A 23,585-nucleotide genomic window follows, 5' to 3' on the forward strand; every position below is an offset into this window, starting at 1 on the left:
TGGAATCACTCGCCGTCTTCTTCCTCTTCCTCCTCCTTGGCGCCCTTCTCATGCTCTTTTTCTTCCTTCTTGTCATCGTCCGCCTTGGTCTTGATCAGGCTGCCGTCCTCGGCGACGACGACTTCGAACTTCTTCCCGTCCTTCCGGGTGATCTCGGCTTCGTATTCGGTCTTGCCTTTTTCGGTCTCCTTTTCCACATCGCCGATGGTGGCGCTCTTGGCATCGGCTTCCGCCTGGATGGTTTTTTGAACCGCCGCGGGCAGGGAGGCGAAGGGGATCTTTTCATCCTTCTCCTCTTCGGCGAATGTGGTGCCTGCACCGAGAGCGAGCGCGATGACAAGGGTTCTGATGGTTTGTTTGTTTCTCATGATTTGTTAATGATTGTTGTTTGTTTGATTGTCGTCGCAGCCGGGTGAGTTCCGAACGGCGATAGTGGTGACTGTAAGCGTCCAAGATGAGGACAGGATTATCGATCGGAATAAAATGAATGCGGATGGAGATGCCCGCATGGTTGTCGATTTAACTCGAAATTTGTAGGCTGTTCTCATGGGTTTCTCATGGTGGTTTCGCTAATCATCGCGTGTTGATCGTGAAATTCAAAAAATCCCCGATATCCCTTGCTCTCCTGCTTGGCGGAGCTTCGGCAATCATTTCGTTGCTATCATCCGTCGGTTGTCAGATCTATCAGCCGAAGGCCCTTGACCCCGGTACGACCGCCATCAGTTTCGGGAAGCGCAGGCTGGATGATCCGCAGTTGCGGGACGCGATTATTTCCTCAGGCCATTGGAGCAGGGGGCGTGGTTGGCCGCCTTCTCCCTGGAGGCTCCGCGAATTGCAAGGGGCGGCGCTATACCATCATCCGGAAATCGCTGTGGCGAAGGCCAGGGGAGCCACCATGCGCGCCGGGATCGAAACGGCTGGCACCCGCCCGAATCCGACATTGTCCATCGGTCCCGAGTATGGAAACAAGGCGGGCGCCGGTGTCTCGCCATGGGTGATCGGTTTCTCTCTTGATGTGCCGCTGGAAACCGCCAACAAACGGGGCGAGAGAACGGCGCAGGCGATCGCAGCTTCGAACTCCGCCGCGCTGTCCGCCGCGGACACTGCGTGGACGGTCTCTTCCGGTGTCCGCGCGGCATTGCTGGAACTGGAGATCTGTATCCGGCGTCTCGACCTTCTGGAAGAACAGCGTGGGAACGACGCGGATCTCGTCTCGATGGTGTCCGAGCGGGTGAAAGCGGGCGAAGCACCCAAGACGGACCTCGGAGTCTATCAGACACAACAGGGCCGCGATCTGCTCGATCTCGCCGACGGCCGCAGCAAACTCGACGCCGCCCGTGTGAAGCTCGCCACCGCGCTCGGCGTTCCGGCTATTTCGATCCGCAATACAGCCGTCTCGTTCGGTGCCTTGGATCATTTTCCCGCAGCACCGGCGGAAAGCTCGCTCCGCAAGTCCGCGCTGATCCAGCGAAGCGACATCCTCGGGGCGCTGGAAGATTATGCGGCGAGTGACGCCGCCCTGCGTTTGGAAATCGCGAAACAAACTCCGGACATTCATCTGAATCCCGGCTACACCTTTGACCAAGGTCAGTCCAAATGGGCCCTCGGTATCGGTTTCACCCTTCCCATCGATCGCAACGCAGGACCGATCCGTGAGGCCGCCGCCAAGCGCGACGAATCCGCCGCCGTATTCGAGCGCTTGCAGATCGGTATCCGTGGCGAACTCGATCAGGCGCTGGCCGCCTACAACGCCGAACGCCAACGGCTGCGCGAGGTCGAAAATCTGGTCACCTCCCAGAACCAGCAGTTCGAAGACGCGGAACGTCTTTCCAAAGCAGGCGAAGGCGACCGGCTGACGGCAAATGCGGCCCGTTCTCTCGTTCTTCAAGCCAAGCTCGCCCGCATCGACGCCCTCGGTCAGGCACAGCAGTCGCTTGGCCGGTTGGAAGACAGCGCCCGCATTTCCTTCGATGAAAACTAAAATTCTAACATCTTTTTTCGTCCTGCTCACCGGACCGCCCGCCTGTGCGACCGAGATCGATGCCGAGGCCCAGCACCTCATCGGGCTGGAAACCGCCGAGCCAGCCGCGAGGTCGCTGCCACCGGAAGTGGCGGCATATGGCACGGTGCTGTCTCCCGCTCCATTGATCGATCTCTTCCGTCAGATCGATGCGGCCAAGGCGGCGTTGGAGATTTCCCAACAGACTTCCGACAGGGTGGAAAAATTGTTCGCTTCGGGAGAGCTGGTCGCCCGCAAGGATGTGGAGGCCGCTCAGGCGCAGTTGGTGAGGGATCGGGCCTCGATGCGGACACTGGAAGATCGGCTCGTTCTGGAATGGGGACCGCGTTTTTCCAAGCTGGCAGCTACGGATCGTGCGACGTTGCTGGGAGACTTGTTGGAAGGGCGCATGGCTATCGCCCGGCTCTCGGTGGCCCGCTCCGAGACCGTCACCGGAATACCGCTGGCAGCGAACCTGCATGTGTTCGGCCGGGAAATGAAACCGATCCGCTGCACGTCGATCTCGCCCGCCACCACGATGGATCCGGCCTTCCTGTCACAGGGATTTTTCGGGGTGATGGAGACGCCGGACACTCCGCTTGCGATCGGATTGACGCTCACCGGAAGCTTGGAAATCAGAGGCGAGCCGCGCTCCGGCATCAAGATTCCGCAGGCGGCTGTGGTGTTCTATTTGGGAAAGGCGTGGGTTTATCAAGGAGGTGGGGATGGGACATTCAAGCGGGTGGAGATACCCACGGACGAGCCTGTCGACGACGGTTGGTTTCTCTCCAACGGCGTGATCCCGCCCCATCCAGTGGTCACGAAGGGAGCACAGTCCATCCTATCCAAGGAAACGGCAGGTCCCGCCGAGGAATAATACGACGCCATGTTAAGTTCGATCATCCGACATTCCCTGCGTTTCCGTGGCGTGGTCGTTGTGACGGCGGCTCTCGTCATGGGCTACGGCATTTATCAGACATCGCAGTCATCGCTCGATGTATTCCCGGATTTCGTCCCGCCGCAGGTGACGATCCAGACGGAAGTCCCCGGCCTCGCTCCCGAACAGGTGGAGAAACTGGTGACTTATCCGATTGAGTCCGCCGTCAGCGGTATTGCGAATCTGGACACCGTCCGCTCGGAATCCATCCAAGGCCTGTCCGTGGTGACGGTGTCGTTCTCGGAAACGTCGGACGTGCTGATGGACCGGCAACTTCTGGCCGAGCGCATGACAGAGGTGGCAGGACATCTGCCGAAGGAATCAAAGGCGCCGACACTCTCGCCACTGGTTTCCTCGACGATGGATCTTTTGAAAATCGGCCTGACATCCGGGCAGGCCACTCCCATGGAAATGCGGACGCTGGCGGACTGGCAGCTCAAGCCCCTGCTGCTGGCGGTGCCGGGCGTTGCGGATGTCAGCGTGGTCGGTGGAGAGGTCGAGCAGATGCAAATCCAGGTGAATCCCGCGAAGCTGTTGGAATATAAAATCACCCTTGCGGAAGTCATCAAGGCGGCTGGGGAAGCGGGTGGCATCCGTGGCGCCGGTTATATCGAGACGACGAACCAACGCCTGCTCATTGCGACGGACGGACAGCTTTCAGACCCGGCGGGCATCGGATCGACCGTCATCAAGGGCGCTGGTGGAGACGCCGTGAGGTTGAGGGATGTGGCGGAAATCAAGAAGGCGGCAGCTCCGAAATCCGGCGACGCGCTGATCCAAGGAAAGCCGGGCATCCTGCTGGCGATGACCAGCCAATACGGTACGAACACGCTTGATGTGACCCGCCGCGTCGAGGCGGCGCTCGCCGATTTCCAACCCGCCTTGGACAAGCAAAACATCACCCTCCACGGCGCGCTGCACCGGCCCGCGAATTTCATTGAGATCGCACTGGGCCACATCGGTCATTCGCTGGCCATCGGTGCGGTGCTTGTGGTGATCGTGCTGTTGGTTTTCCTGCGTAGCCCGCGCACGGCCTTCATCTCCTTCCTGTCGATACCGCTTTCGCTGTTGGCGGCGGTGATCGTTTTCCGCGCGTTCGGCGTGACTCTGAACACCATGACGCTCGGCGGCTTCGCGGTGGCCATCGGCGTGGTGGTGGATGATGCGATCATCGACGTTGAGAACATCGTCCGGCGCTTGCGCGAAAACGCCACGCTCGCGGTTCCCAAGCCATACGCCAGCGTCATCCTCGACGCATCCGTGGAGGTCAGGGGAGCGATTGTCTACGCCACGCTGATCGTCATGGCAGCATTTATACCGGTATTCATGTTGGGAGGAATCCAAGGCCGGTTTTTCCTGCCGCTCGGGCTCGCCTTCGTGATGGCCACCATCGCCTCGCTGCTTGTCGCGGTCACGGTGACCCCGGCGCTGTGTTCGTTGATGCTGGGAAAACTGAAGGAGGAGCGCGAGCCGTTCTATCTGCGTGGGATGAAGTGGCTGCACTCGCGCTGCCTGCGTGGTGTCGCCCGTTTTCCCAAAACGATATTTCTCATCGCGCTGCTGGTCCTCGGTGGGGTGGCGTTGCTGGTGCCCGGTTTGAAAACCAGCTTTCTGCCGGATTTCCGCGAGGGGCATTTCGTGATGCAGCTTTCCGCCGTATCCGGAACATCGCTGCCGGAAATGAGCAGGATCGGAGCCTCGATCTCGAAGGAGCTTCTGGAGGATCCGCGCATCCTCAGCGTGCAGGAACAGGCCGGTCGTTCGGAGGCGGGCGTGGATACCTGGGGACCGGAGCGCTCGGAATTCCATATCGAACTCAAGCCGGGACCGGGCACCGACGAGGTGCGGACGCAGGAAGACATCCGGGCGCTGGCAGAGAAATACCCGGGCTTGCAATCGGAGGTTCTCACCTTTCTCGGCGACCGCATCAGCGAGACGATCAGCGGCGAGACCTCGGAAATCGTCCTCAGTCTTTATGGTGATGATCTTGACGCACTGGAAAAAAGCGCCGCGGAGGTGGCGGTCGTTCTTGGCAAAGTGAGTGGCGCGTCCGATGTGATGGTCCAGTCCGCCTCCGAGTCACCCCGTCTGGTGGTCCGTCTCAAGCCGGGGATGTTGGAACGCCTTGGCATCCGTTCCACCGAGGTTCTTGATGTTTTGCAAACCGTCTACCAGGGGACGGAGGTGGCGCAACTCTATCAAGGCAGCCAGCTTGTGCCGCTGGTCGTCACCGGCGGAGAAGAGGGCGATGTGGGGGGGCTCGCCAGGACACCGCTCGTCACCACCAGCGGGGCCATCGTGCAACTGCGGGAGGTGGCGGACGTGTTTTCCGCCGCAGGGCGTTCAACAATCCGGCACGAAGGGGGACGCCGCAGACAGGTCATCACTTGCAACACGCAGGGGCGCAGTGTGGCCGAGGTGGTGGCGGACGCCCGGAAGGACATCGCAAAACAAGTGGATCTGGGAAAAGGCATGCAACTCGTTTTCACCGGTGCGGCGGAAGCCCAGGCCGAGGCGCACCGGAATCTGGTGGTTTCCTCGTCGCTCGCCCTGATGCTGGTGGTGCTGCTGTTATGGGCCGTTTTCCGCTCCGGCAGAAATGTCACGCTGGTAATGGTGAACCTGCCCTTCGCGATTGTCGGCGGAGTGGTGGCGCTGTGGATCAGCGGTCTGCCGGTTTCCCTCGGAGCGCTGGTCGGGATGGTGACCTTGTTCGGTGTCAGCACCCGCAACGCGATCATGATGCTATCCCATTACGAACATCTCGTCCATGTGGATGGTTCGCCATGGAATCTCGAAACCGCAATACGCGGAGCGGGGGAGCGGATGGTCCCGGTCCTGATGACGGCGACGGTCACCGCGCTCGCCCTTCTGCCCATCGCTCTCAGGCCGGAGGCCGCCGGTCAGGAAATCGAGGGACCGATGGCGATCGTCATCCTCGGTGGCCTGATTTCCTCCACCCTGTTGAATCTCCTTCTTCTGCCCGCGCTGGCGTTGAAATTCGGATACTTCGGGCGCGGACCTCACATGATAATGCCATGACCGACACCCCGCTTCCTCCATCCGACCTGCGAATGGCAAATCAACAAAAAAGCGGTGCGGGCATCCTTCGCGTTTTTCCCTGCCATCCGCCCATGTCGCCGGGCATCGGCGCGAATGAAATTCACGATCCCCAAGCAGCCGTGCATTTCGACACTTCCTCACCGTGGGGCGCCTGGAAACCACGGGGGGCTGCCGCGTTCTGCCTGGAATTGATCGACCTTCTGCCGGCGAACCGCATTACCCGCAAGCTCGCCTTCCTGCTTCGCAAGCTGATCAAGACCGGCACGCAGGGAATCTATGACCGCCGGATCTGGGATCTGTACCTCCGTCTCGGCGCGCGTGGAAATCTCACCGAGCAGCGCTGGCTGACCATGACCAACTTTCACGATGCTCCAGAGCGGGAGGCTCTGGCCTCCGTCCTGCATCCCGGAGCGGTGTTTGTTGATATCGGTGCGAACGCCGGGTTTTACACCTTCTGGGCGCTTGCCCAAAAACAGCCCGGCCTGCGCGTCATCGCGGTGGAGCCTTCCGAAGTCATGCTCGAGCGCATGCGTCACAATCTGGCCGTGAACGGCTTCACCGGCTCCGTCACGCTTTTCCCTTGCGCCGTCACGGCGGCGCCGTGTGAGGTCATCGTCGAACGGCATGAAGGCAATGCGGGCCAGACAACCGTGCGTCAGGAGGGGGGAGGCCGACGTGTTCCGGGCAGACCGTTGTTGGATCTTTTGCAAGAGGCAGCTGTTGTGGAAGTAGCCGCGATGAAAATCGACATCGAAGGCTTGGAGGTTCCCGTTCTTGAAGCGTTTTTCAACACCGCGCCGCGCCAGCTATGGCCGCGTTTGATTATCGGTGAAATCGTGGGACCGGGAGGAGGACCACTCGAGAATCTTCTCGTCGCCCACGGCTATCAGCTCGGCCTCCGCACGAAAATGAACGGCATCCTCGTTCTCCCGGACGCGTCTCCGTAGTGAACCGTCCGGAAGCTTGGGCGAATTCCGACGCGTGAGGATGCTAAAAGGATTCTTATAATCATTTTATAATGTTTTTCTAATCATTTTATAATGATTTGCCGGTTTGTTTATAATCTTTCTATAATAAAAGGATGATTTTTCAATTATGTTGAAATTGAATCTCAATAGTAATTGACGGGAAAAGTTAATCTATACAAAACCACGGCCACATGCACATCAATCGCACTTCGAAAGCCCTGGCGACCGGTCTACTTGCATTTTCCGCAGCGCCCGCACTGGTCAACGCCCAAGCCCAAAGCAACCCGAATCAGAGTGGTGAAACCGGCACGCTCCCCACTCTCGTGGTGAAAGCCAAGGCCGGGTCACCCTACGCCGTGAAGAAAACCACCACGGCCACCAAGACAGACACTCCGCTCATCGACACTCCGCAGTCGGTCACGGTCCTCAGCGAACAATTCCTCAAGGACACCGCCGTCAACAGCATCGGCGATGCCGTCCGTTATGTCCCCGGAGTGGGCACCGCCCAAGGCGAAGGCAACCGCGACACCGTGGTTTTCCGTGGCAGCAGTTCCACAGGCGACTACTTCGTGGACGGGCTCCGGGACGACGTGCAGTATTATCGCGACTTCTACAACATCGAACAGGTCGATGTCCTCAAAGGCCCCAGCGGCATGATCTTCGGCCGTGGCGGTCCTGGCGGCGTGCTCAACCGCGTCACCAAACAAGCGGTGATCGGAGAGGGATCCTCTTATGAAGTCTCGGGCCTTGCCGGTTCCTGGGACCAGTATCGCACCACTTTCGATGTCAACCAGTCATTGGATGATGAGAAGGCGCTTCGTCTGAACGGGCTCTATGAAAACTCGGACTCCTATCGCGACGGTGTTTACAACGAGCGCGTGGGCGTGAACCCGACCTTCGGGTGGGCGATCTCCGATCAAACCACACTGCGTCTGGCCTTCGAATATTTTACCGACGAGCGCACCGCCGACCGCGGTATTCCTTCCTTCAACGGTAAGCCGTACAATACCGACGAATCCACTTTCTTCGGCGATCCGGACCGCAGCCCCACCGATGTCGAAGTGCTCGCCTTCACCGCGTCCCTCGACCATAAGTTCACCGAGAACATCACTCTTCGCAACTCCACCCGCTACGCGTCCTATGACAAGTTCTACCAGAACGTCTTCGCGAGCAGCGCCGTGGGGGCCACAACACCGGGCATGCTTTCCGTCGCCGCCTACAACAATGCCACCGAGCGCGAGAATTTCCTCAACCAGACGGATGTGACATTCAAGTTCGACACCGGTTCCATCGGCCACACGCTGCTGACCGGGATGGAACTCAGTCGCCAGGAAACCGACAACTACCGCGAAACCGGCTATGTCGACCCGGCAGGCACCATCGCTCTTGGCAGTGGTGGCACCGGTATGGTCTCGGCAAAGGATCCACTTTATCATGGGCCGCTGTTTTTCCGCCAGAGTGCCACCGATGCCGACAACAATAGCGTGGCGGAAGGGGTGGCCTTGTATGTTCAGGATCAGGTGCAGCTCCTGCCCCAACTGCAGTTGATCGCCGGTTTGCGCGTTGATTTCCTGGATGTGGATTTCCACAACAACCGCACGGGCGAGGACATCGAGACTTCCGACGATCTCTTCTCCCCCCGTCTGGGCCTCGTGTACAAACCAATCGAAAATCTGGCGCTCTACACCAGCTACGCCCGTTCCAACGTGCCGCGTGCGGGAGAACAGCTCGCCTCCCTCTCCGCCACCAACGCCTCGCTCGACCCCGAGGAGTTTGAGAACTACGAAATCGGCGCCAAGTGGGATGCGACCCAGCGCCTCTCCTTCACCGTCGCCGCCTTCCAGCTCAACCGGACCAACCAGGCGGTTGTGGATCCCACCGATTCCACCAAGCTCATCCTTGTGGACGGCCAGGAGGTCAAGGGCATCGAGCTTGGCGCCACCGGCCTGATCACCGACCGTTGGAGCATCTCCGCGGGCTATGCTTATCAGGAAGGCGAGACCCAGAGCTCCAACGGGCTCATCGCATCCGGAACACCTATCCAACAACTGCCAAAGAACTCGTTCTCCCTATGGAACCGCTACGACTTCAACGAGCATTGGGGAGTGGGCATCGGAGCCATCTATCGCGACGAAATTTACGCGGCGGCTGACAATGCCGTCACCCTTCCTGACTTCGTCCGTTTTGACGCCGGCCTGTTCTATCGTCACGACGATCATCTGAGCGCGCAGCTGAACGTGGAAAACCTCTTCAACGAAGAGTATTACAGCACCGCTCACAGCAACGATAACATCACCCCGGGTTCGCCGATCGCATTCCGCCTCGGCCTTACCTATAAATTCTGAGCAGACGGGGTCCGCCTTGAACGGCCCGCAGAATGTAACATTTGTCCAGGTCCCGTATCGGGACCTGGATTTTTGTTGGATGGATGAATTTTTTAACAAGGGTGGTCGCCGAAGCGCGGAAGGGAGGGTGCTGCCACAATGCTTCTTTCCCGTCACCGGGGACTACGTTTCGCTCACCAGCCCCCGTCCATGACATCGATTTTTTCGCCGGCCGATCCTTCATCTGATCCTTACCGAGTTTTCACAAACATCGATGTTGATGGTCGGATTGTCCGTGAGTCCGCTCACTGATATCGCGGCCTCCGCAGGAAGATACCCGGACCAAGGGAAGCCGGCGCGGAAAACTCATGGCGAGGCGGGAATCAGAATCCGATAGAACCTCTTGGGTTCGCGGCAAGTGTGATGGTGTTGAGAAGTGAAAACAACGGAAGGAGTTTCATGATTTCAAGGAGTGCTTTCCCTCGGACGACCGCATCAACGCGTTCCGGCTCAGAAGGAACGTTCGAATGGGCCTATCTCCTGAGAGTGGCATATGAATTATTAGAATTTGATGAGAAATCGGTTTTCGTATCGTCGCATTTTATTGTAGAAAACCTGCTCCGATTCATATTGAATCTTTCCAGCTTTCCCGCCTCAGGTTTTGATTTCGAACCGCTTCGCGAACGGATTCGCCTGTCTGATTGAATATGAGTCATTTTCGTGTGAACCTAGTGCCGAATTTTTGCGATGCGCCGCAACTGGAGACATTATCTTCATTGTTTCAAGTGCTGCCGCCGGAAGCAGGATCTTGTTTGTCCGACATGAGCAGCCTGATTCCGGATCCGGAATCAATCTCTTGAGATCATCAGCAACGGCGGGAGTATGACAATATTTTATCATGGAGAATGGAACTGACATGATCACCAATGATTTCGTCCAACAGGCACGGCATATCTGGAGGAGGAGGGGGCGCCGCCTCACTCCCGTCCGGGAAAGGCTCTGTGCTGTCATAGCGGACCAAAAGTGTGCTTTCGATGCTGAAAAATTATGGAGTGAGGTCCGAAAGCATGGTCTCGATATTTCCATTTCCGGAGTGTATCGAGCGCTCGCAGACCTGCTGGACGCCGGTTTTCTCACCGAGATTCATGGAGCAGGAGGGCTTCGTTCATTCGTCATATCCGCCGGTTCCGCTAATATTTATATTGTCTGCAAAAAATGCCGGAAAATCGTTTCTATATACGACCATTGTCTCGATGCCCTCGCTGGCAAGGCGGGCGATCTGGGATTCAGGACGGATGGTGTGTCGCTTCAAATCCAAACCGAGTGCCGGTCCTGCCCGGTGGAAATAACCGGTATGGCGAAAGAATCCTCCTGGAATGGTGTTGTTTGATCCTTGCAACGCCGCGCCTCACCCATCGAAGGACGATTTGGTTCCGTCATGGTTTGCCTGCCTTGCGATTTTGAGCTTTGAGGCCACCGCTGCCGAACAGCCAGGATGCGCTCTGGTAGTAGGAAATGGCGTCGCGGGTGATTTCCTCGCCCTCGTCTTTCAGCGGGATGAGGTCGCCCGTCGCGATGTCGCAGGAATACAACGAGCTTTGTCGCTTGGGTTTGAGGATGACGAGATGCTCTTTTCTCAAGAGCGCGATTTTTTGATAGTTGCTGATGAACGCCCTCTCTGTGGTCGGATCGGTCTCTGAGGAAAGCAGATCGTGTCCATAGCTGAGGGTTTCATAATTCCAGTTCAAGAGCCCGAACACGGTTGGTATGACGTCGATCTGGCTGCAGAGCTTGGAATATTGCCTCGCCGGTACCAGACCGGGATTGTAGATCATTGCCGGGATGTGGAATTTCGTAACGTCCAGGTCGGACTTGCCCGCGCTGCCCGCGCAATGGTCGGAGCAGATGACAAACAAGGTCTCCTTGAACCAGGGCTTTTTGCTCGCGTCTTCGATCAATTTTCCCACCGCCCAGTCCGCATACTTCACCGCAGCGTCCCGCCCGGTGTGGGATTTCAGGTCGATCCGTCCATCCGGGAAATCATAGGGCCGGTGATTGCTCGTGGTCATGCAAAAGTAGTGGAACGGCTTGTTGCGCGCGTGGTCCTTGTCCGCCTCGGCAATCGCCTTGTTGAAAAGATCTTCATCGCAGGCACCCCATGAGGTTTTGAAGGTGACGTCCTTTTTGTCCCACTCCTTCACGTCCATGATGCGGCATCCGGAGGTGGAGAAATAGCGGTTCATGTAGTCGAATCTACCGTCACCACCGTAGAAAAAGGCGCAGTCGTAGCCGCGTTTGAGAAACGGACTGAAGGTCGTCGTCAGATTCGTCCCCTCAGGACGGTAGATGATCGACTGCCCGGGAGTGGGCGGCAGATTGAGTGTCAGGGCTTCCATTCCCCTGACCGTACGCGTTCCGGTCGCGAAAAGGTTGTTGAAAAAGAGCGACTCCTTCGCAAGACGGTCCAGATTCGGCGTGATGCCTTTTTCTCCGCCCGCATAGGCCATGTAGCTGCCGCTCATGCTTTCCATGCAGATCAGCATCACATTCCATTGGTGTTCGTCGCCGCGTCCCTGGATCACACGATGGAGATCCTCGGTGGAGGCGCCGCCCGCTTGTTCGTTTTCCGTGACGAGCAGTTTTTTCGCCGACATCAGCGCGTTCTTTTGCGACAATCTGGGATACCACTGGTCGTAGTTCAGCTCCATCTGCTTGAATGCCGCGAAAAATGACCAGCAGCCGTTTTTCGCCAGTTCTCCGTGGTATTGATTGGAGAAGGCGGGCAGCGATGACTGACTGACCAAGTGCGCCGCCAATGTGGACAATCCCAGACCCGCTGCCAGCCAGCCGGCACTCGCTTCCCAGCGCGCGCTTCCGGTGACGGCCCACGTCATTATCCCTTTGCCGTGGATCAGCCAGACCAGGCCGCAAGACAGCAGGGCGATGCCGCACAGAATGGGACCCATGGGGTAGGATTCCGTGATGTTGCCAAGCACTTCCTGCGTCCAGATCAGGTAATCTACCGCGATGAAGTTGAATCGCGCGCCGAATTCATTCCAAAAGAACCATTCGGAAACAGTGATGAAAATCAGGAGACCGGAGAACGCCACCATCAGGGAAGCCGTTGTCCATTTGCCCCAGATCGATTTCAAAAACCGCTCCGGCATGACCGCGCCATACAGGACCCATGGAATGGCGGCGAACAGGCCGGAGATCGCATCGAAAAACAAGCCGCACGCGAACGCTCCGAGGAGGGATGAATCCGGCGTCAGTTGATGTCCCGCTTGCAGAAAGAGGGCGAGGCGGGATATCATTGAAAACCCGACGAAGAGACAGAATGCGACAGACGGCAGGCGAAATGAGGCGGGACGGAATAGTTGGAACATGAGAAAAATGGATGGTCGGAAGCGGGACTCAAGACTTCCGGCAACCGGAAGGCGTTTCGAACAGGGGTTGGATCCGGATGAAGGGAATGGTGACGATCCCGACGGTCACGATCACCGCCCGCTTCACCAAGGGTGAATGGAGCAGCCGTCTCCTCGGAAGCGGTCCGCCTGATCCAGATTCAATGGTGCCAGCAGTGACGGATAGGGGAGTCATCAACTGATCCTCAATTAGCAGACTCAAGATGAGAATTTAATGAGCACGACCAAAATAGAGTGGATTTGATCGGAGCATCCGGATGCCACCTAGTCCGACCTTTCCACCGCATACCCGAGCTTCGTCGCGATGAGCCGGCATGACATCGCCCACGCCCCGCCCAGCGACCACCCGGCAAGGATGTCGGTTGGCCAGTGGACGCCGAGATAGACCCGGCTCGCTCCCACCAGCACCGAAATCGAGATCGCCAGTCCGATCAGATAGAGACGCACCGCGAGCTTCCGCTGCATGCTGGCGACAATGGTTCCCAAGGTCAGGTAAACCACCGCGGACATCATGGCGTGGCCGCTGGGGAAACTGGCGCTGGTCACGAGCATGTCGTGTGGGACCAGATCCGGTCGGGGCCGGTCAAAACAGCTTTTCAGTAGATTGCTGATCAGGACCCCACTCGTCACTGCGACAGCGATGAAACTTCCAAGTCTCGGTTTGCGCAGGATGAGCGTGAGGCCGATGACGGAAACCGTCATGCCGGTGAGGACGGTAACACCGCCCAAAGCCGTGATGTCCCGGGCCATCTCCTCCCACCCGTCGGAACCGATCGGATCCGAAAGGTCTCCCGGTTCGCGAAGCGCCAGCAACAGAGTCCGGTCGAAATCCTGTTGTTCTCCCTCCATGACGTCCTCGGAGATGAGTGAAAAAAGGAGCAGGTTGCACGCGATCAAAAGAATGAACGCTGGTGTTGAAGGCCTGTCCCGAATCTTACGGAGGTATCGGTGGAATCGATCCGCGATTTCCCGGCGCGTGATTCTGATATTCATGCCCTCCGGTGGTTGAAGAGGCTTGTGGCCGCGAGAACGATGACGATCACCCCTGCGCCACAGATGAACAGATTGAACCGTCCGGTAGCGAACGAACTGCCTGCGGTCATGTAGCCGTAGGCGATGACCATTTCCGCGGAGAAGGAAAGGACGAGATATAACCCGACCGGAACCCCCAGTATCCCGAGCAGGAAATTCTGAACCAACTGGGGCAGGCCCGGCGCGAAGCGGATAATGAGAATCAACTTCCATGCCGGTTGTCCCGAGTAATCCGGCAAGGTCGCGGAGAAACGGCTTAAAATCCGGTTCACCGGTCGTCGGAACGCTTTGGCATAGGCATAGCTCAGAAGAAGATTTATCAACAATCCGGCTCCGATGCCCGCGAAAGTGACGGGCATGCCGTAAACCGGGGCATAGACCGCTCCGGCGGCGAGATAGAGGGCGGTCACGGGCACTCCGGCCAGCGGCAGGATTCCAAGCAGCAGGATGAAGACGGGAAACGGAGTGGCGCGGACATTTCCCATCATGATGTCGAAATGTTCGTGAGCGAGATCGGCGAGTTCCTGGGGAAGAAGAATCCAGAGCAGGCCGATAAGCAGGAACCCGGAAATCAAGAGGACCGCGAGCTTGTGCCGGTGACGGACGATGGGCGGCTTCATGGTTGCCTGGTCCGCCTGTCATGTCCCGATCCCGAGACAGAAAGAAGAAATTTGAAGAGGATGTTCTCACGATCCACGGCTTCCGCCTGCAGTTTGCCACCGAGAAGATCCGCAGCTTCTCTGGCGAGGCTGAGACCGAGGCCCGCATGTCCGCTCGCATCATCCATGGCAACCGACCCGCGGTGGAACGGCAAAAACCATTGTTCGATGCTGGATTCTTCGAGTTCCACCTTGGTAGGGTTCATGCAGACGAGGGAAAGTTCCGTGGCGGTCGCTACCAGACCCACATGGATTTCCGACCCAGGAGGGCTGTGACTGACCGAGTTCTCGATCAGGTTCGCGGCCACCACTTTGAAAAGCCCGACGTCATTCTGAATGGCAGGAAGATGTTCCGGGATATCCGCTATCAACCTGAGATCCCGACTCCGCATGACGGAAGAATTGGAATCCAGAATTTCCCGCACCACGGAAGCGGGCGAGAACATTGTTTTGATGGAGAGTTCAAATCCACCCCTAATCCTCGCAAGACGCATCAGACTGTCCAATACCGTCCGCATCCCGTCCGCGATATTCAACGCTTCACGTATCCTCGCCTGGAGATCCTGCACCGGACGGTCCCGGCTGACGGATTGTTCCAGGGTCGCGTAGATTCCCGCCACCGGAGTTCTGAGTTCATGGGCGGCCCTCAGTGCGAACTCCTTTTCCCGCATTCTCGATCTCTCGACCTTATCCAGAACAATGTTGAAGGTATTCGCCAGACCGACCAGTTCCGAAGGAAGGCTTCGCGGAATGTTGGTATGTCCCGGGGACTCGTTTTCGGACCGTTCCAGAAGTCCGGCGCTGAACTCCTTGAGGGGACGGAGGCACCAGTTGGAGATTCCAAAAATTGAAACCCAGATGACGGCGAGCGTCGCCACAGCTCCCCAGAAGAGATGTTCCTTGAGTTCTGAAAGCCGGGCGACCAGCGACTCCATTTCGAGCGCGCAGACGACTACCTGGGGATGCTCGCCGGGGATCAGCTTCAGGCCCTGGCTCGCTGCCAGATCGATGCCCTCCTGATCGGCGAACGGGTGATGAAGAAGTCCGACGACCCGCGCTCGTCTGCCGTCGGTCAATGTGATGGTATCTTTAACCGGTTCATTGAGTTTTCCGTATATCAGCGGAAGATCGTCGCCGCCGAGTTCCGGAGACTTCGTTACTTTTCCGGAAGTAAGGTCCCAGAAAGCGAAAACGCCGGCGACGTCGGACGCACCGGCGGATTTCATTGCTTCCTGCCATTCGTAATCGACCCCGGACGCCTCCAGTTCCGTGGACTTGGCCAGAAGCGACACGCTCAGCATGAGATGGTCGTCGACAGTCTGATAGAGTGTCCGCTGGAATTCCTGGTATGTCAGCAAATTGGCGAGAAGTAGCACGATGGACACCATCAGTCCCGTACCAAAAAGAAGCCGGCGGCGGATTGAGGGATGATTCACGGGAGTGGTCGTTCAATGATGTAGCCCTGCCCCCGCCGGGTCCGGATCAGGTCTGGTCCTCCGCCCGAATTGAGTTTTTTACGAAGGTAGCTGATGTATACGTCCACGGCGTTGCTGTTTCCGCCGGTCTGGTCCTCGTATACGTGTTCCCAGATATCCGTTCGACTTACCGGCTCGCCGGCCCTGAAGGCCAGATATTCCAGAAGCCGGTACTCGCGGGGGGTGAGAAATACGTCCTGACCCGCCCTCGTGACCTTTTTGGTAAGGCAGTCGATCATGAGATCGCCTATGTTCAGGGTCGGTGATTCCTGGCGATAGGACCGGCGGATCAGCGCACGGATGCGCGCGACAAGTTCCCCGAGTGCGAAAGGCTTCACCAAATAATCATCCGCGCCCATGTTCAGGCCTTCAATCCGCTGCTCGACGGAATCCCGCGCGCTGATCATGATCACAGGCGTCTTGTTCTGCGATTTCCGGATTTTATGGAGAAGATCCAATCCGTTCACTTCGGGGAGCATGATGTCCAGGACGATACAATCGTAAGCATGGTTTTCCGCAAACCACAGCCCCACGTCTCCGGTGGCGCTCACATCCACAACGAAGCCTTCTTCAACAAGACGTTCGTTGATGTTTTTTCTCAGTGGCAGATAGTCCTCTACAAGTAAGCAGCGCATGGTTTATTCCGAACCGGCAAGTGGAGATGTTTCGTCCCGGATGCTCAGCGCCCGCACCCTATCGAATCAAATATTAGGATTTGATGAGAAAGCGGGAATTTGTGTGGACCTGGCTGTTCAAACCTCGGGGGGAACGGTTGAACGCCACCTTCTCAAATACAATTGGATCATCGCTTTTCGTTGATTGTGAGATCTTTAAATATCGCATGGTGCCGTATCCGTGCGGCGGGGGTCATACAACCAACGATTTCCAGGACGGTGGAAATACGAATTTTCAGAGAAAATTCCGTGTCTCATCAAACTCTAATACTGTTTCTGGCAACGTCCCGGGCATCACGACATGCCAGCACTGACAACTTCGTTCCATTCCGGCGCACCACTTGCCGAGCCTGCCCCTCAATCGGCCTCCTGGGTCCGTGACATCGCTATCCTTTCCGTCGTGTGTGGACTATGGTTTTGTGCGCTTTTGGGACTGAGACCTCTTGGCAATCCCGACGAAGGGCGCTATTCCGAAATTCCACGAGAGATGGCGGCGACCGGTGATTTTGTCACTCCCCGGTTGAATGGAGTTCAATATTTTGAAAAGCCGCCACTCGTTTACTGGCTTTCCGCTCTGACATTCCGCCAGTTCGGAGTGAGCGAATTCACCGCGCGGCTTTGGGGCGGGATATTCGCGGTGCTGGGAGTATTGCTTGCCTATGCCGCAGGACGCGCGCTGTATGGGCGGCTGAGCGGCGTGTGGGCGGCCATTGTTCTTTCCACGAATATATTTTATTACGTCCTCAGCCAGATCATCCTGTTGGACATGGCGGTGGCGGTGACCATCACGGGGTGCCTGCTGTCATTTATTCTCGCAGTCAGGGAACCTCGGGGACGCCGGAGGTTCTGGTTGTTCATGGGCTGTTATGTGTTCATGGCCCTGGCCACACTATCGAAGGGTTTGATAGGAATCGCCATTCCCGGCGCGGTGATGTTCTTCTGGCTGCTGCTGCTGAATCAATGGCATAAGTTAATGCCTTTTCATCCGATAGCGGGTACGATCCTGCTGCTGGCGATCGCCGCTCCATGGCACATTCTGGCGGCGCGAACCCACCCGGATTTCCTGAATTTTTACTTCGTCCACGAGCACTGGCTGCGTTTCACCACAAGGGTCCACGGCCGTTATGAACCCTGGTGGTTCTTCCTACCCATGTTTTTCGGAGGACTTTTCCCGTGGTCGGTCTTCATCTCTGAAACCTGGAGAACATCGGTCGGCTCCTGGAAATCCCGCACGCTCAATTCCGAGGCATGGTTTTTTCTGATCTGGATCGTGTTCATTGTCGGGTTTTTTTCGATATCTCAGTCGAAACTGATACCTTACATTCTGCCGGTTTTCCCACCGGCGGCGGTCCTGATCGGACGGGCCCTGGCACACGCGTGGCGCAATCAGCCGGAAGGCGGATTCTTTCTCGCGGGACGCGGGTTCATCTGTTTTTCGTTCCTGCTGGCGGTGGCCGTCGTCATCGTGCCTGCTCCGGGCGACCAACCGGACCTGGCGGCCCGTCTGCCCTATTTCCGCGCCGCGGCGGGTTTTGTTCTCGTCGCCGGCATGGCGGGAACCATTATGGGACTACGCAGGAAACTGCCCCGACTTGTGATTGGCTCGATCGTCGGAACGTTTGTAGCGGTGCTGGTCACGGTGTCGATCGGTGCCGCGACTTTTGAAAAGACCTCCACCAGGAAGTTCGCGACCATGATCAAACCGATTTTGAAACCGGAGGATCGGGTGTACAGTGTCGGAACATACACCCAGGATCTGCCGGTCTATCTGAACAGGCTTATCCATGTGGTGGATTACCGGGGGGAGCTTGCTTACGGCATCGATGCCGAACCGGAAATGACATCCGCCCGTTTCCTGAACCGTGAAGATTTTCCGGATGACTGGAACCGTCCGGGAGATGCCTATGCCGTTGTGCGGCCAAAAGCTTACGAAAGGTGGTTCCTGCCCAAGATTCCCAACCATCGGGTCATCGCCCGATCCGCCCGTTTCGTTCTCGTCTCCAAATCTGTCGACCCAGTCCAACCACAGCCGTAACCATGGTCGATCATCTTCCATTAACCCGTCCGACGATTGACGAGGAAACAATCGCAGAAGTCGCGAAAGTATTGCGTTCCGGCTGGATCACTTCCGGCCCCAAAGTGAAGGAATTCGAAGCCAGGCTGTCGGATTATTTCGGTGGCCGTCCTGTCCGCGTTTTCAATTCGGGCACTGCCTCGTTGGAGATCGCGCTCCGGTTGGCAGGCGTCGGACCGGGTGACGAAGTCATCACCACTCCTCTTACCTGGGTCGCCACAAGCAATGTGATCCTCGCCGTTGGAGCAAAGCCCGTGTTTGTCGATATCGATCCCGTCACCCGCAACATCGACCTTGATGCCATCTCCCCGGCCATCACCCCATCGACAAAGGCGATCATGCCTGTGGATCTCGCCGGTCTCCCTGTGAACCGCGACCGGCTGTATGAGCTGGCGGTTTCCCACAACCTGCGGGTGATCGAGGACGCCGCCCAATCACTGGGGAGCGTATGGAACGGGAGCAGGATCGGCTCGATCGGAGATCTGGTGTCATTCAGCTTTCATCCGAACAAGAACGCCACATCCATCGAAGGAGGGTGTCTGGTGATGAATGATGAGACCGAGGCGAAGTTGGCCGAGCAATACCGGTTGCAAGGCGTCTTGCGGTCTGGAGTCGACGAAATGGATGTCAAGGTGCCGGGGGGGAAATTCAATCTGACGGACGTGGCCGCCGCGGTCGGCATCAACCAGCTTGCGAGGATCGACGAATTCAACATGCGCCGCCGCGAGCTGGTACGGGAATATTTCCGGCAGCTTGATCGGCAGGAAATCCCGGATTTCAAAATAGCCCTGCCGGTGATGGATTTCGAGAGAAGCAACTGGCACATGTTTCAAGTGATTCTCTCTGGAGACCCAGACGCGGCAGGAAGGGGCGATGTGATGAAGCGCATGGCCGAAACGGGAATCTCCACGGGTGTGCACTATCCCGCGATCCATCTTTTCTCGCTTTATCGGAGGGCTGGCTGGAGGGAGGGCGATTTCCCACACGCAGAGCACGCGGGAAGAAACATCCTGACCCTGCCCTTGTTCCCAAGCATGACAACCTCCGATGTGAAGCGGGTTGTGGACAGCCTCATCAACGCTCTCAAACCATGACCCGATCAAGAATTGATATTTCGGTGGTGGTGCCGGTTTACAATGAACAGGGAAACCTCCCGGCCCTGTTCGCCAGACTCTATCCGGTGCTCGACGGACTCCGTCGGAGCTATGAAATCATTTTCACAAACGATGGAAGTGCGGATGGAACGCGGGAGATTCTCGCGGGTCAGCATGCCTTGCGGCCGGACGTCACGCGGGTGATCGAATTCAACGCCAACTATGGGCAGCACATGGCGGTCATGGCCGGCTTCGAGAGGGTGAGAGGAGAGGTGGTCGTCACCTTGGACGCGGACCTTCAGAACCCTCCCGAAGAAATCCCGAACCTGCTCGCGAAAATCGAGGAGGGATACGATTGTGTGGGCGGAATGCGGCAGGACCGGCAGGATTCGCTTTTCCGCCGCCGTGTATCGCAAGCGGTCAATCTGGTCCGCGCGAGCCTCACCAGCATCCGGATGACCGACCAGGGGTGCATGTTGCGCGCCTATTCCCGCAACGTCGTGGACGGCATCGTCAGAAGCGGAGCGACCAATACCTTCATACCCGCCCTGGCCTACAGCCTCGCTCGGAAGCCTACGGAGATTCCGGTCGCCCACGAGGAGCGGCATGCGGGAACTTCCAACTATTCCTTATATAAATTGATCAGGCTCAATTTTGATCTGATCACCTATTTCACCACGGCCCCGCTCCAGCTGTTCACGATTTTCGCGATGGCATGCTCGGCATGTTCCTTCCTGCTGGTCGTCGTATTGGGAACACGCCGCCTCGTGATAGGACCGGAAGAAGGTGGAATATTCACTCTCTTCGGCATACTGTTTTTTCTCATCAGCGTGTGCATGGTCGGCATCGGTCTGATCGGCGAATACATGGGGAGAACCTATCAGGTTGTCAGGGGGAACACCCGCTACCACATCAGTCATATCCTCGAATCACAGAATCATGAGTAAACCCCGCATTCTTTTTTTTGGCTATAGCGAAGTTGGATTCGAATGTCTCGATTTGCTTCTGCGCCGTGGTGACAACGTCATAGGTCTCATTACGCATGAGGATAATCCGGATGAAACGATCTGGTTCAAAACTCCCGCGGCGGTGGCGCTGGAGCATGGTGTCTCCATCTATACGCCGGCTTCGCCGAACACCGGCGAGTGGAAAGCCATTATCAGGCGGATGGCCCCGGATCTCATCCTCTCGGTGTATTACCGGCAGATGATTTCTCCCGAGATTCTTTCATTCGCCCGCCTGGGGGCGTTCAACATCCATGGTTCGCTTTTACCCGCATACCGTGGACGGGCGCCGATCAACTGGGCGGTGCTTCACGGCGAACGGCGCATTGGAATGTCTCTCCACCGCATGGTGAAAAAACCTGACGCAGGAGCTGTGGTGGATCAGGAAGGAGTGGAGATTTCGCCGCGCGACACCGCGGAACAAGCTTTCCGGAAGGTCATGCCGTGCGCGGTCTCCATTCTGGAACGCCAGATTGACAGGCTCCTGAATGCCACCGCCGTCGAAACCGAGCAGGACGAATCCAAAGCATCTTATTTCGGTGGCCGGAAACCTGAGGACGGCAGGATCGATTGGACCCGCCCGTCGTCGGAGATCTTCAATCTCGTCCGTGCGGTCACCCGTCCCTATCCGGGAGCGTTCACGGATGCCGGCGATCTGCGTCTCATGGTCTGGTGGGTGGAGCTTGCCCAGGATCACAGCGGCAGACCTGGCGAGGTGCTCTCCGTCGAACCCTTCATCGTCGCAACCGGGGACGGTGCGGTCGAACTCACCGAGATCGATTGGCGAGCCGCTCCCCTACACGCGCCAACGAAGGGATTTCAATTTCAATCACAATTTCTCAAATGAAGAAGACACCACTTAAAATATTGATTCTCGGCGCGAACGGCTTCATCGGCAGCAGCCTGATCGACGCGATCCTGAGCCAGAAGGACTGGGAAGTCTTCGGGATGGATGTGGGAGACAACAAGCTCACCCACCTCCTCGGTCACGACCGGTTCACCTTTGTGGAAGGGGATATAACCATCAACTGCGAATGGATCGAGTATCACATTAAAAAATGCGACGTGGTGATTCCATTGGTCGCCATCGCCAATCCCGCACAGTATGTGAAGAATCCGCTGGGAGTTTTCGAACTGGATTTCGAAGCCAATCTCGATGTCGCGAGAAAATGCGTGAAATATAAAAAACGTCTGATTTTCCCCTCGACCTCCGAAGTCTACGGCATGTCGCCTGAGGCGGTGCTGGACGAGGCCACAAGCAACATGGTCTACGGGCCCATCGACAAACAGCGGTGGATCTACGCCGCCTCCAAGCAGTTGCTGGACAGGGTGATCTACGCCTACGGCGTCCGTGATGATCTGGACTATACCTTGTTCCGGCCCTTCAACTGGATCGGACCGAAGCTCGACAATGTCATGGAGCCGAAGGAGGGGAGCTCGCGCCTCTTCACCCAGTTCATCAGCAATGTGATTTTCTCCAAACCGATCCAGCTGGTGGATGGGGGATTGCAGAGCAGATCATTCACTTTCATCGATGACGGGGTGGATTGTTTGCTTCGCATCATCGAAAACAAGGATGGAGCTGCTTCCAGAAAGATTTTCAACATCGGCAACCCAACCAACAATGTTTCGGTCGCGGATCTGGCCGCGATCATCCTGGAGACGTTCAGGGGGTATCCGGAATACCGGGAGCGTGCCGAACAGACCGAGGTGGTGTCGGTTTCGTCAATGGATTACTTTGGAAAGTATTATCAGGACATACATACCCGGGTCCCCTCCATCTCAGCAGCGGAGGAAGCTCTCGGTTGGCTACCGAAGGTAGATCTCCAAACGGCAATCCGACTGACCTTGGACTACCATCTGAAGCAGGAGAGCCATGATCTGACCCTTGAGCACGCGGCCATATGAATCCGGTTGTGGCGCTCAAGATCGATGTCGACACGGAGAGAGGGACGCGTGAAGGCGTACCGTCGCTGGTTTCTCTCCTTGAGGAGTATTCCGCTACCGGGACTTTTCTGTTTTCTCTTGGTCCGGATAATACGGGGAAGGCCATCCGGCGGGTGTTCCGGCCGGGTTTTTTCAAAAAGGTCAGCCGGACAAGCGTCGTGAAAATGTACGGGATCCGCACACTTTTGAACGGAACTCTTCTTCCAGCTCCGCATATTGGAAAGCGCCACGCGGAAGTGATGCGCGAAGTGGAGGACGCGGGATTTGAAACAGGGATTCACTGCTACGACCATTTCCGGTGGCAGGATCATCTGCTGGGAATGTCAGTCGGGGATACCCGTTTGGAATTCGGACGGGCATTGGACGAATTCCGGCGTATTTTCGGTCGATCCGCTCTCTCCGCCGGGGCTCCGGGGTGGCAGGCGAATGGCAACAGCCGGCAGGTTTATGACGACGCCGCGCTGCTCTATGCCAGCGATTCGCGGGGAAGCCACCCATACTTCCCGCTGATTGACAACCGGGTGTATAAAACTCTGGAGATTCCGACGACTCTGCCAACCTTTGACGAGCTTCTGGGACGCCGGGAGTATCCGGATACGGAGATCGTACAGCATTACATGAATCTTCTGAGTCATGATCGGCCCAATGTCATGACCATCCATGCCGAAATCGAAGGCATGATGAAGCGTCCGCTTTTCGCCGAGTTGTTGGAAAAATTCAACAGGAAGGGGGTGAAATTTGTGAAAATGGAAAATTTGGCAAAAGATCTCCTGAGTCAGAACGAACCCCCACCTGTCTGTCAGATGGTAATGGATTGCGTTGATGGTCGTTCCGGAAAAATCGCGACGCAGGGCAGACAACTTCCGCGTTCACCACCCACACATATGTTTAATAACTGATATTCTTGAAT

At 57.2% G+C, this 23,585-nt stretch carries 18 protein-coding genes; 12 read left to right on the forward strand and 6 right to left on the reverse strand.

Going from position 1 to position 23,585, the window contains the following annotated elements:
* Positions 1–5: 5 nt before the first annotated feature.
* Entirely contained in the window at positions 6–368 is a 363-nt protein-coding gene (locus JIN84_RS15265) for a hypothetical protein (protein WP_200351905.1), read from the reverse strand.
* A gap of 221 nt (positions 369–589) precedes the next feature.
* Between JIN84_RS15265 and JIN84_RS15270 the strand changes: the two genes are divergently transcribed.
* The 6 genes from JIN84_RS15270 to JIN84_RS15295 all read left to right on the forward strand — a co-directional run bounded on the left by JIN84_RS15270 (position 590) and on the right by JIN84_RS15295 (position 10,681).
* Positions 590–1,981 carry a TolC family protein gene (locus JIN84_RS15270; RefSeq protein WP_200351906.1) on the forward strand — a complete coding sequence of 464 codons (1,392 nt, stop codon included), beginning with the start codon at positions 590–592 and terminating at the stop codon, positions 1,979–1,981.
* On the forward strand, positions 1,971–2,876 hold the full coding sequence (locus JIN84_RS15275; RefSeq protein WP_200351907.1) for an efflux RND transporter periplasmic adaptor subunit: 906 nt from the start codon (positions 1,971–1,973) through the stop codon (positions 2,874–2,876). Before JIN84_RS15270 ends, JIN84_RS15275 begins: the two co-directional genes overlap by 11 nt.
* A gap of 9 nt (positions 2,877–2,885) precedes the next feature.
* Positions 2,886–5,978, forward strand: coding sequence for an efflux RND transporter permease subunit (locus JIN84_RS15280; protein WP_200351908.1), 3,093 nt, complete (start codon positions 2,886–2,888; stop codon positions 5,976–5,978).
* 92 nt (positions 5,979–6,070) lie between these two features.
* Complete coding sequence (locus tag JIN84_RS15285; RefSeq protein WP_200351909.1) at positions 6,071–6,946, forward strand: FkbM family methyltransferase; 876 nt, start codon at positions 6,071–6,073, stop codon at positions 6,944–6,946.
* Between the two features lie 212 nt (positions 6,947–7,158).
* A complete protein-coding gene (locus tag JIN84_RS15290) occupies positions 7,159–9,312 on the forward strand; it encodes a TonB-dependent receptor (protein WP_200351910.1) in 2,154 nt (717 codons plus the stop codon).
* Positions 9,313–10,189: 877 nt separating this feature from the next.
* Positions 10,190–10,681: a Fur family transcriptional regulator gene (locus JIN84_RS15295; RefSeq protein ID WP_200351911.1), complete on the forward strand. Its 492-nt coding sequence runs from the start codon at positions 10,190–10,192 to the stop codon at positions 10,679–10,681.
* 46 nt (positions 10,682–10,727) lie between these two features.
* Here the strand turns inward: JIN84_RS15295 and JIN84_RS15300 are convergent, their stop codons facing one another.
* From JIN84_RS15300 to JIN84_RS15320, 5 genes are all read right to left on the reverse strand, one after another.
* Positions 10,728–12,605, reverse strand: coding sequence for an LTA synthase family protein (locus tag JIN84_RS15300; RefSeq protein WP_200351912.1), 1,878 nt, complete (start codon positions 12,603–12,605; stop codon positions 10,728–10,730).
* 375 nt (positions 12,606–12,980) lie between these two features.
* On the reverse strand, positions 12,981–13,565 hold the full coding sequence (locus JIN84_RS15305) for a phosphatase PAP2 family protein (RefSeq protein ID WP_200351913.1): 585 nt from the start codon (positions 13,563–13,565) through the stop codon (positions 12,981–12,983).
* Between the two features lie 140 nt (positions 13,566–13,705).
* The gene (locus JIN84_RS15310) at positions 13,706–14,368 is read right to left on the reverse strand and encodes a TVP38/TMEM64 family protein (protein ID WP_200351914.1); all 663 of its coding nucleotides are present in this window, start codon (positions 14,366–14,368) and stop codon (positions 13,706–13,708) included.
* On the reverse strand, positions 14,365–15,843 hold the full coding sequence (locus tag JIN84_RS23440) for a sensor histidine kinase (protein ID WP_200351915.1): 1,479 nt from the start codon (positions 15,841–15,843) through the stop codon (positions 14,365–14,367). Before JIN84_RS23440 ends, JIN84_RS15310 begins: the two co-directional genes overlap by 4 nt.
* Positions 15,840–16,517, reverse strand: a complete 678-nt coding sequence (locus tag JIN84_RS15320) for a response regulator transcription factor (RefSeq protein ID WP_200351916.1) — start codon at positions 16,515–16,517, stop codon at positions 15,840–15,842. The genes JIN84_RS23440 and JIN84_RS15320 overlap by 4 nt, the downstream gene beginning before the upstream one ends.
* Before the next feature lie 340 nt (positions 16,518–16,857).
* Between JIN84_RS15320 and JIN84_RS15325 the strand changes: the two genes are divergently transcribed.
* Genes JIN84_RS15325 through JIN84_RS15350 form a run of 6 tightly spaced genes read left to right on the forward strand, consistent with a single transcriptional unit; the run spans position 16,858 to position 23,574 of the window.
* Entirely contained in the window at positions 16,858–18,591 is a 1,734-nt protein-coding gene (locus JIN84_RS15325) for a phospholipid carrier-dependent glycosyltransferase (RefSeq protein ID WP_267908244.1), read from the forward strand.
* 2 nt (positions 18,592–18,593) lie between these two features.
* Entirely contained in the window at positions 18,594–19,724 is a 1,131-nt protein-coding gene (locus tag JIN84_RS15330; protein ID WP_200351918.1) for a DegT/DnrJ/EryC1/StrS family aminotransferase, read from the forward strand.
* On the forward strand, positions 19,721–20,671 hold the full coding sequence (locus JIN84_RS15335; RefSeq protein ID WP_200351919.1) for a glycosyltransferase: 951 nt from the start codon (positions 19,721–19,723) through the stop codon (positions 20,669–20,671). Before JIN84_RS15330 ends, JIN84_RS15335 begins: the two co-directional genes overlap by 4 nt.
* Positions 20,664–21,575 carry a formyltransferase gene (locus JIN84_RS15340; protein ID WP_200351920.1) on the forward strand — a complete coding sequence of 304 codons (912 nt, stop codon included), beginning with the start codon at positions 20,664–20,666 and terminating at the stop codon, positions 21,573–21,575. Before JIN84_RS15335 ends, JIN84_RS15340 begins: the two co-directional genes overlap by 8 nt.
* Positions 21,572–22,636, forward strand: coding sequence for a bifunctional UDP-4-keto-pentose/UDP-xylose synthase (locus JIN84_RS15345; RefSeq protein ID WP_200351921.1), 1,065 nt, complete (start codon positions 21,572–21,574; stop codon positions 22,634–22,636). The genes JIN84_RS15340 and JIN84_RS15345 overlap by 4 nt, the downstream gene beginning before the upstream one ends.
* An 8-nt stretch (positions 22,637–22,644) precedes the next feature.
* A complete protein-coding gene (locus tag JIN84_RS15350) occupies positions 22,645–23,574 on the forward strand; it encodes a polysaccharide deacetylase family protein (RefSeq protein ID WP_200351922.1) in 930 nt (309 codons plus the stop codon).
* The last annotated feature ends 11 nt before the right edge of the window (positions 23,575–23,585 follow it).

Origin of the sequence: Luteolibacter yonseiensis, assembly GCF_016595465.1 — a bacterium.
In the GTDB taxonomy this organism is placed as follows: Bacteria; Verrucomicrobiota; Verrucomicrobiia; order Verrucomicrobiales; family Akkermansiaceae; genus Luteolibacter; species Luteolibacter yonseiensis.

Bases quoted from the DNA above. Each gene is read 5' to 3' on its own strand.
- JIN84_RS15265 (WP_200351905.1), bottom strand. From the start codon at position 368: ATGAGAAACAAACAAACCATCAGAACCCTTGTCATCGCGCTCGCTCTC.
- JIN84_RS15275 (WP_200351907.1), top strand. From the start codon at position 1,971: ATGAAAACTAAAATTCTAACATCTTTTTTCGTCCTGCTCACCGGACCG.
- JIN84_RS15280 (WP_200351908.1), top strand. From the start codon at position 2,886: ATGTTAAGTTCGATCATCCGACATTCCCTGCGTTTCCGTGGCGTGGTC.
- JIN84_RS15285 (WP_200351909.1), top strand. From the start codon at position 6,071: ATGTCGCCGGGCATCGGCGCGAATGAAATTCACGATCCCCAAGCAGCC.
- JIN84_RS15290 (WP_200351910.1), top strand. From the start codon at position 7,159: ATGCACATCAATCGCACTTCGAAAGCCCTGGCGACCGGTCTACTTGCA.
- JIN84_RS15295 (WP_200351911.1), top strand. From the start codon at position 10,190: ATGGAGAATGGAACTGACATGATCACCAATGATTTCGTCCAACAGGCA.
- JIN84_RS15300 (WP_200351912.1), bottom strand. From the start codon at position 12,605: ATGATATCCCGCCTCGCCCTCTTTCTGCAAGCGGGACATCAACTGACG.
- JIN84_RS15305 (WP_200351913.1), bottom strand. From the start codon at position 13,565: ATGGAGGGAGAACAACAGGATTTCGACCGGACTCTGTTGCTGGCGCTT.
- JIN84_RS15310 (WP_200351914.1), bottom strand. From the start codon at position 14,368: ATGAAGCCGCCCATCGTCCGTCACCGGCACAAGCTCGCGGTCCTCTTG.
- JIN84_RS15320 (WP_200351916.1), bottom strand. From the start codon at position 16,517: ATGCGCTGCTTACTTGTAGAGGACTATCTGCCACTGAGAAAAAACATC.
- JIN84_RS15325 (WP_267908244.1), top strand. From the start codon at position 16,858: ATGCCAGCACTGACAACTTCGTTCCATTCCGGCGCACCACTTGCCGAG.
- JIN84_RS15330 (WP_200351918.1), top strand. From the start codon at position 18,594: ATGGTCGATCATCTTCCATTAACCCGTCCGACGATTGACGAGGAAACA.
- JIN84_RS15335 (WP_200351919.1), top strand. From the start codon at position 19,721: ATGACCCGATCAAGAATTGATATTTCGGTGGTGGTGCCGGTTTACAAT.
- JIN84_RS15340 (WP_200351920.1), top strand. From the start codon at position 20,664: ATGAGTAAACCCCGCATTCTTTTTTTTGGCTATAGCGAAGTTGGATTC.
- JIN84_RS15345 (WP_200351921.1), top strand. From the start codon at position 21,572: ATGAAGAAGACACCACTTAAAATATTGATTCTCGGCGCGAACGGCTTC.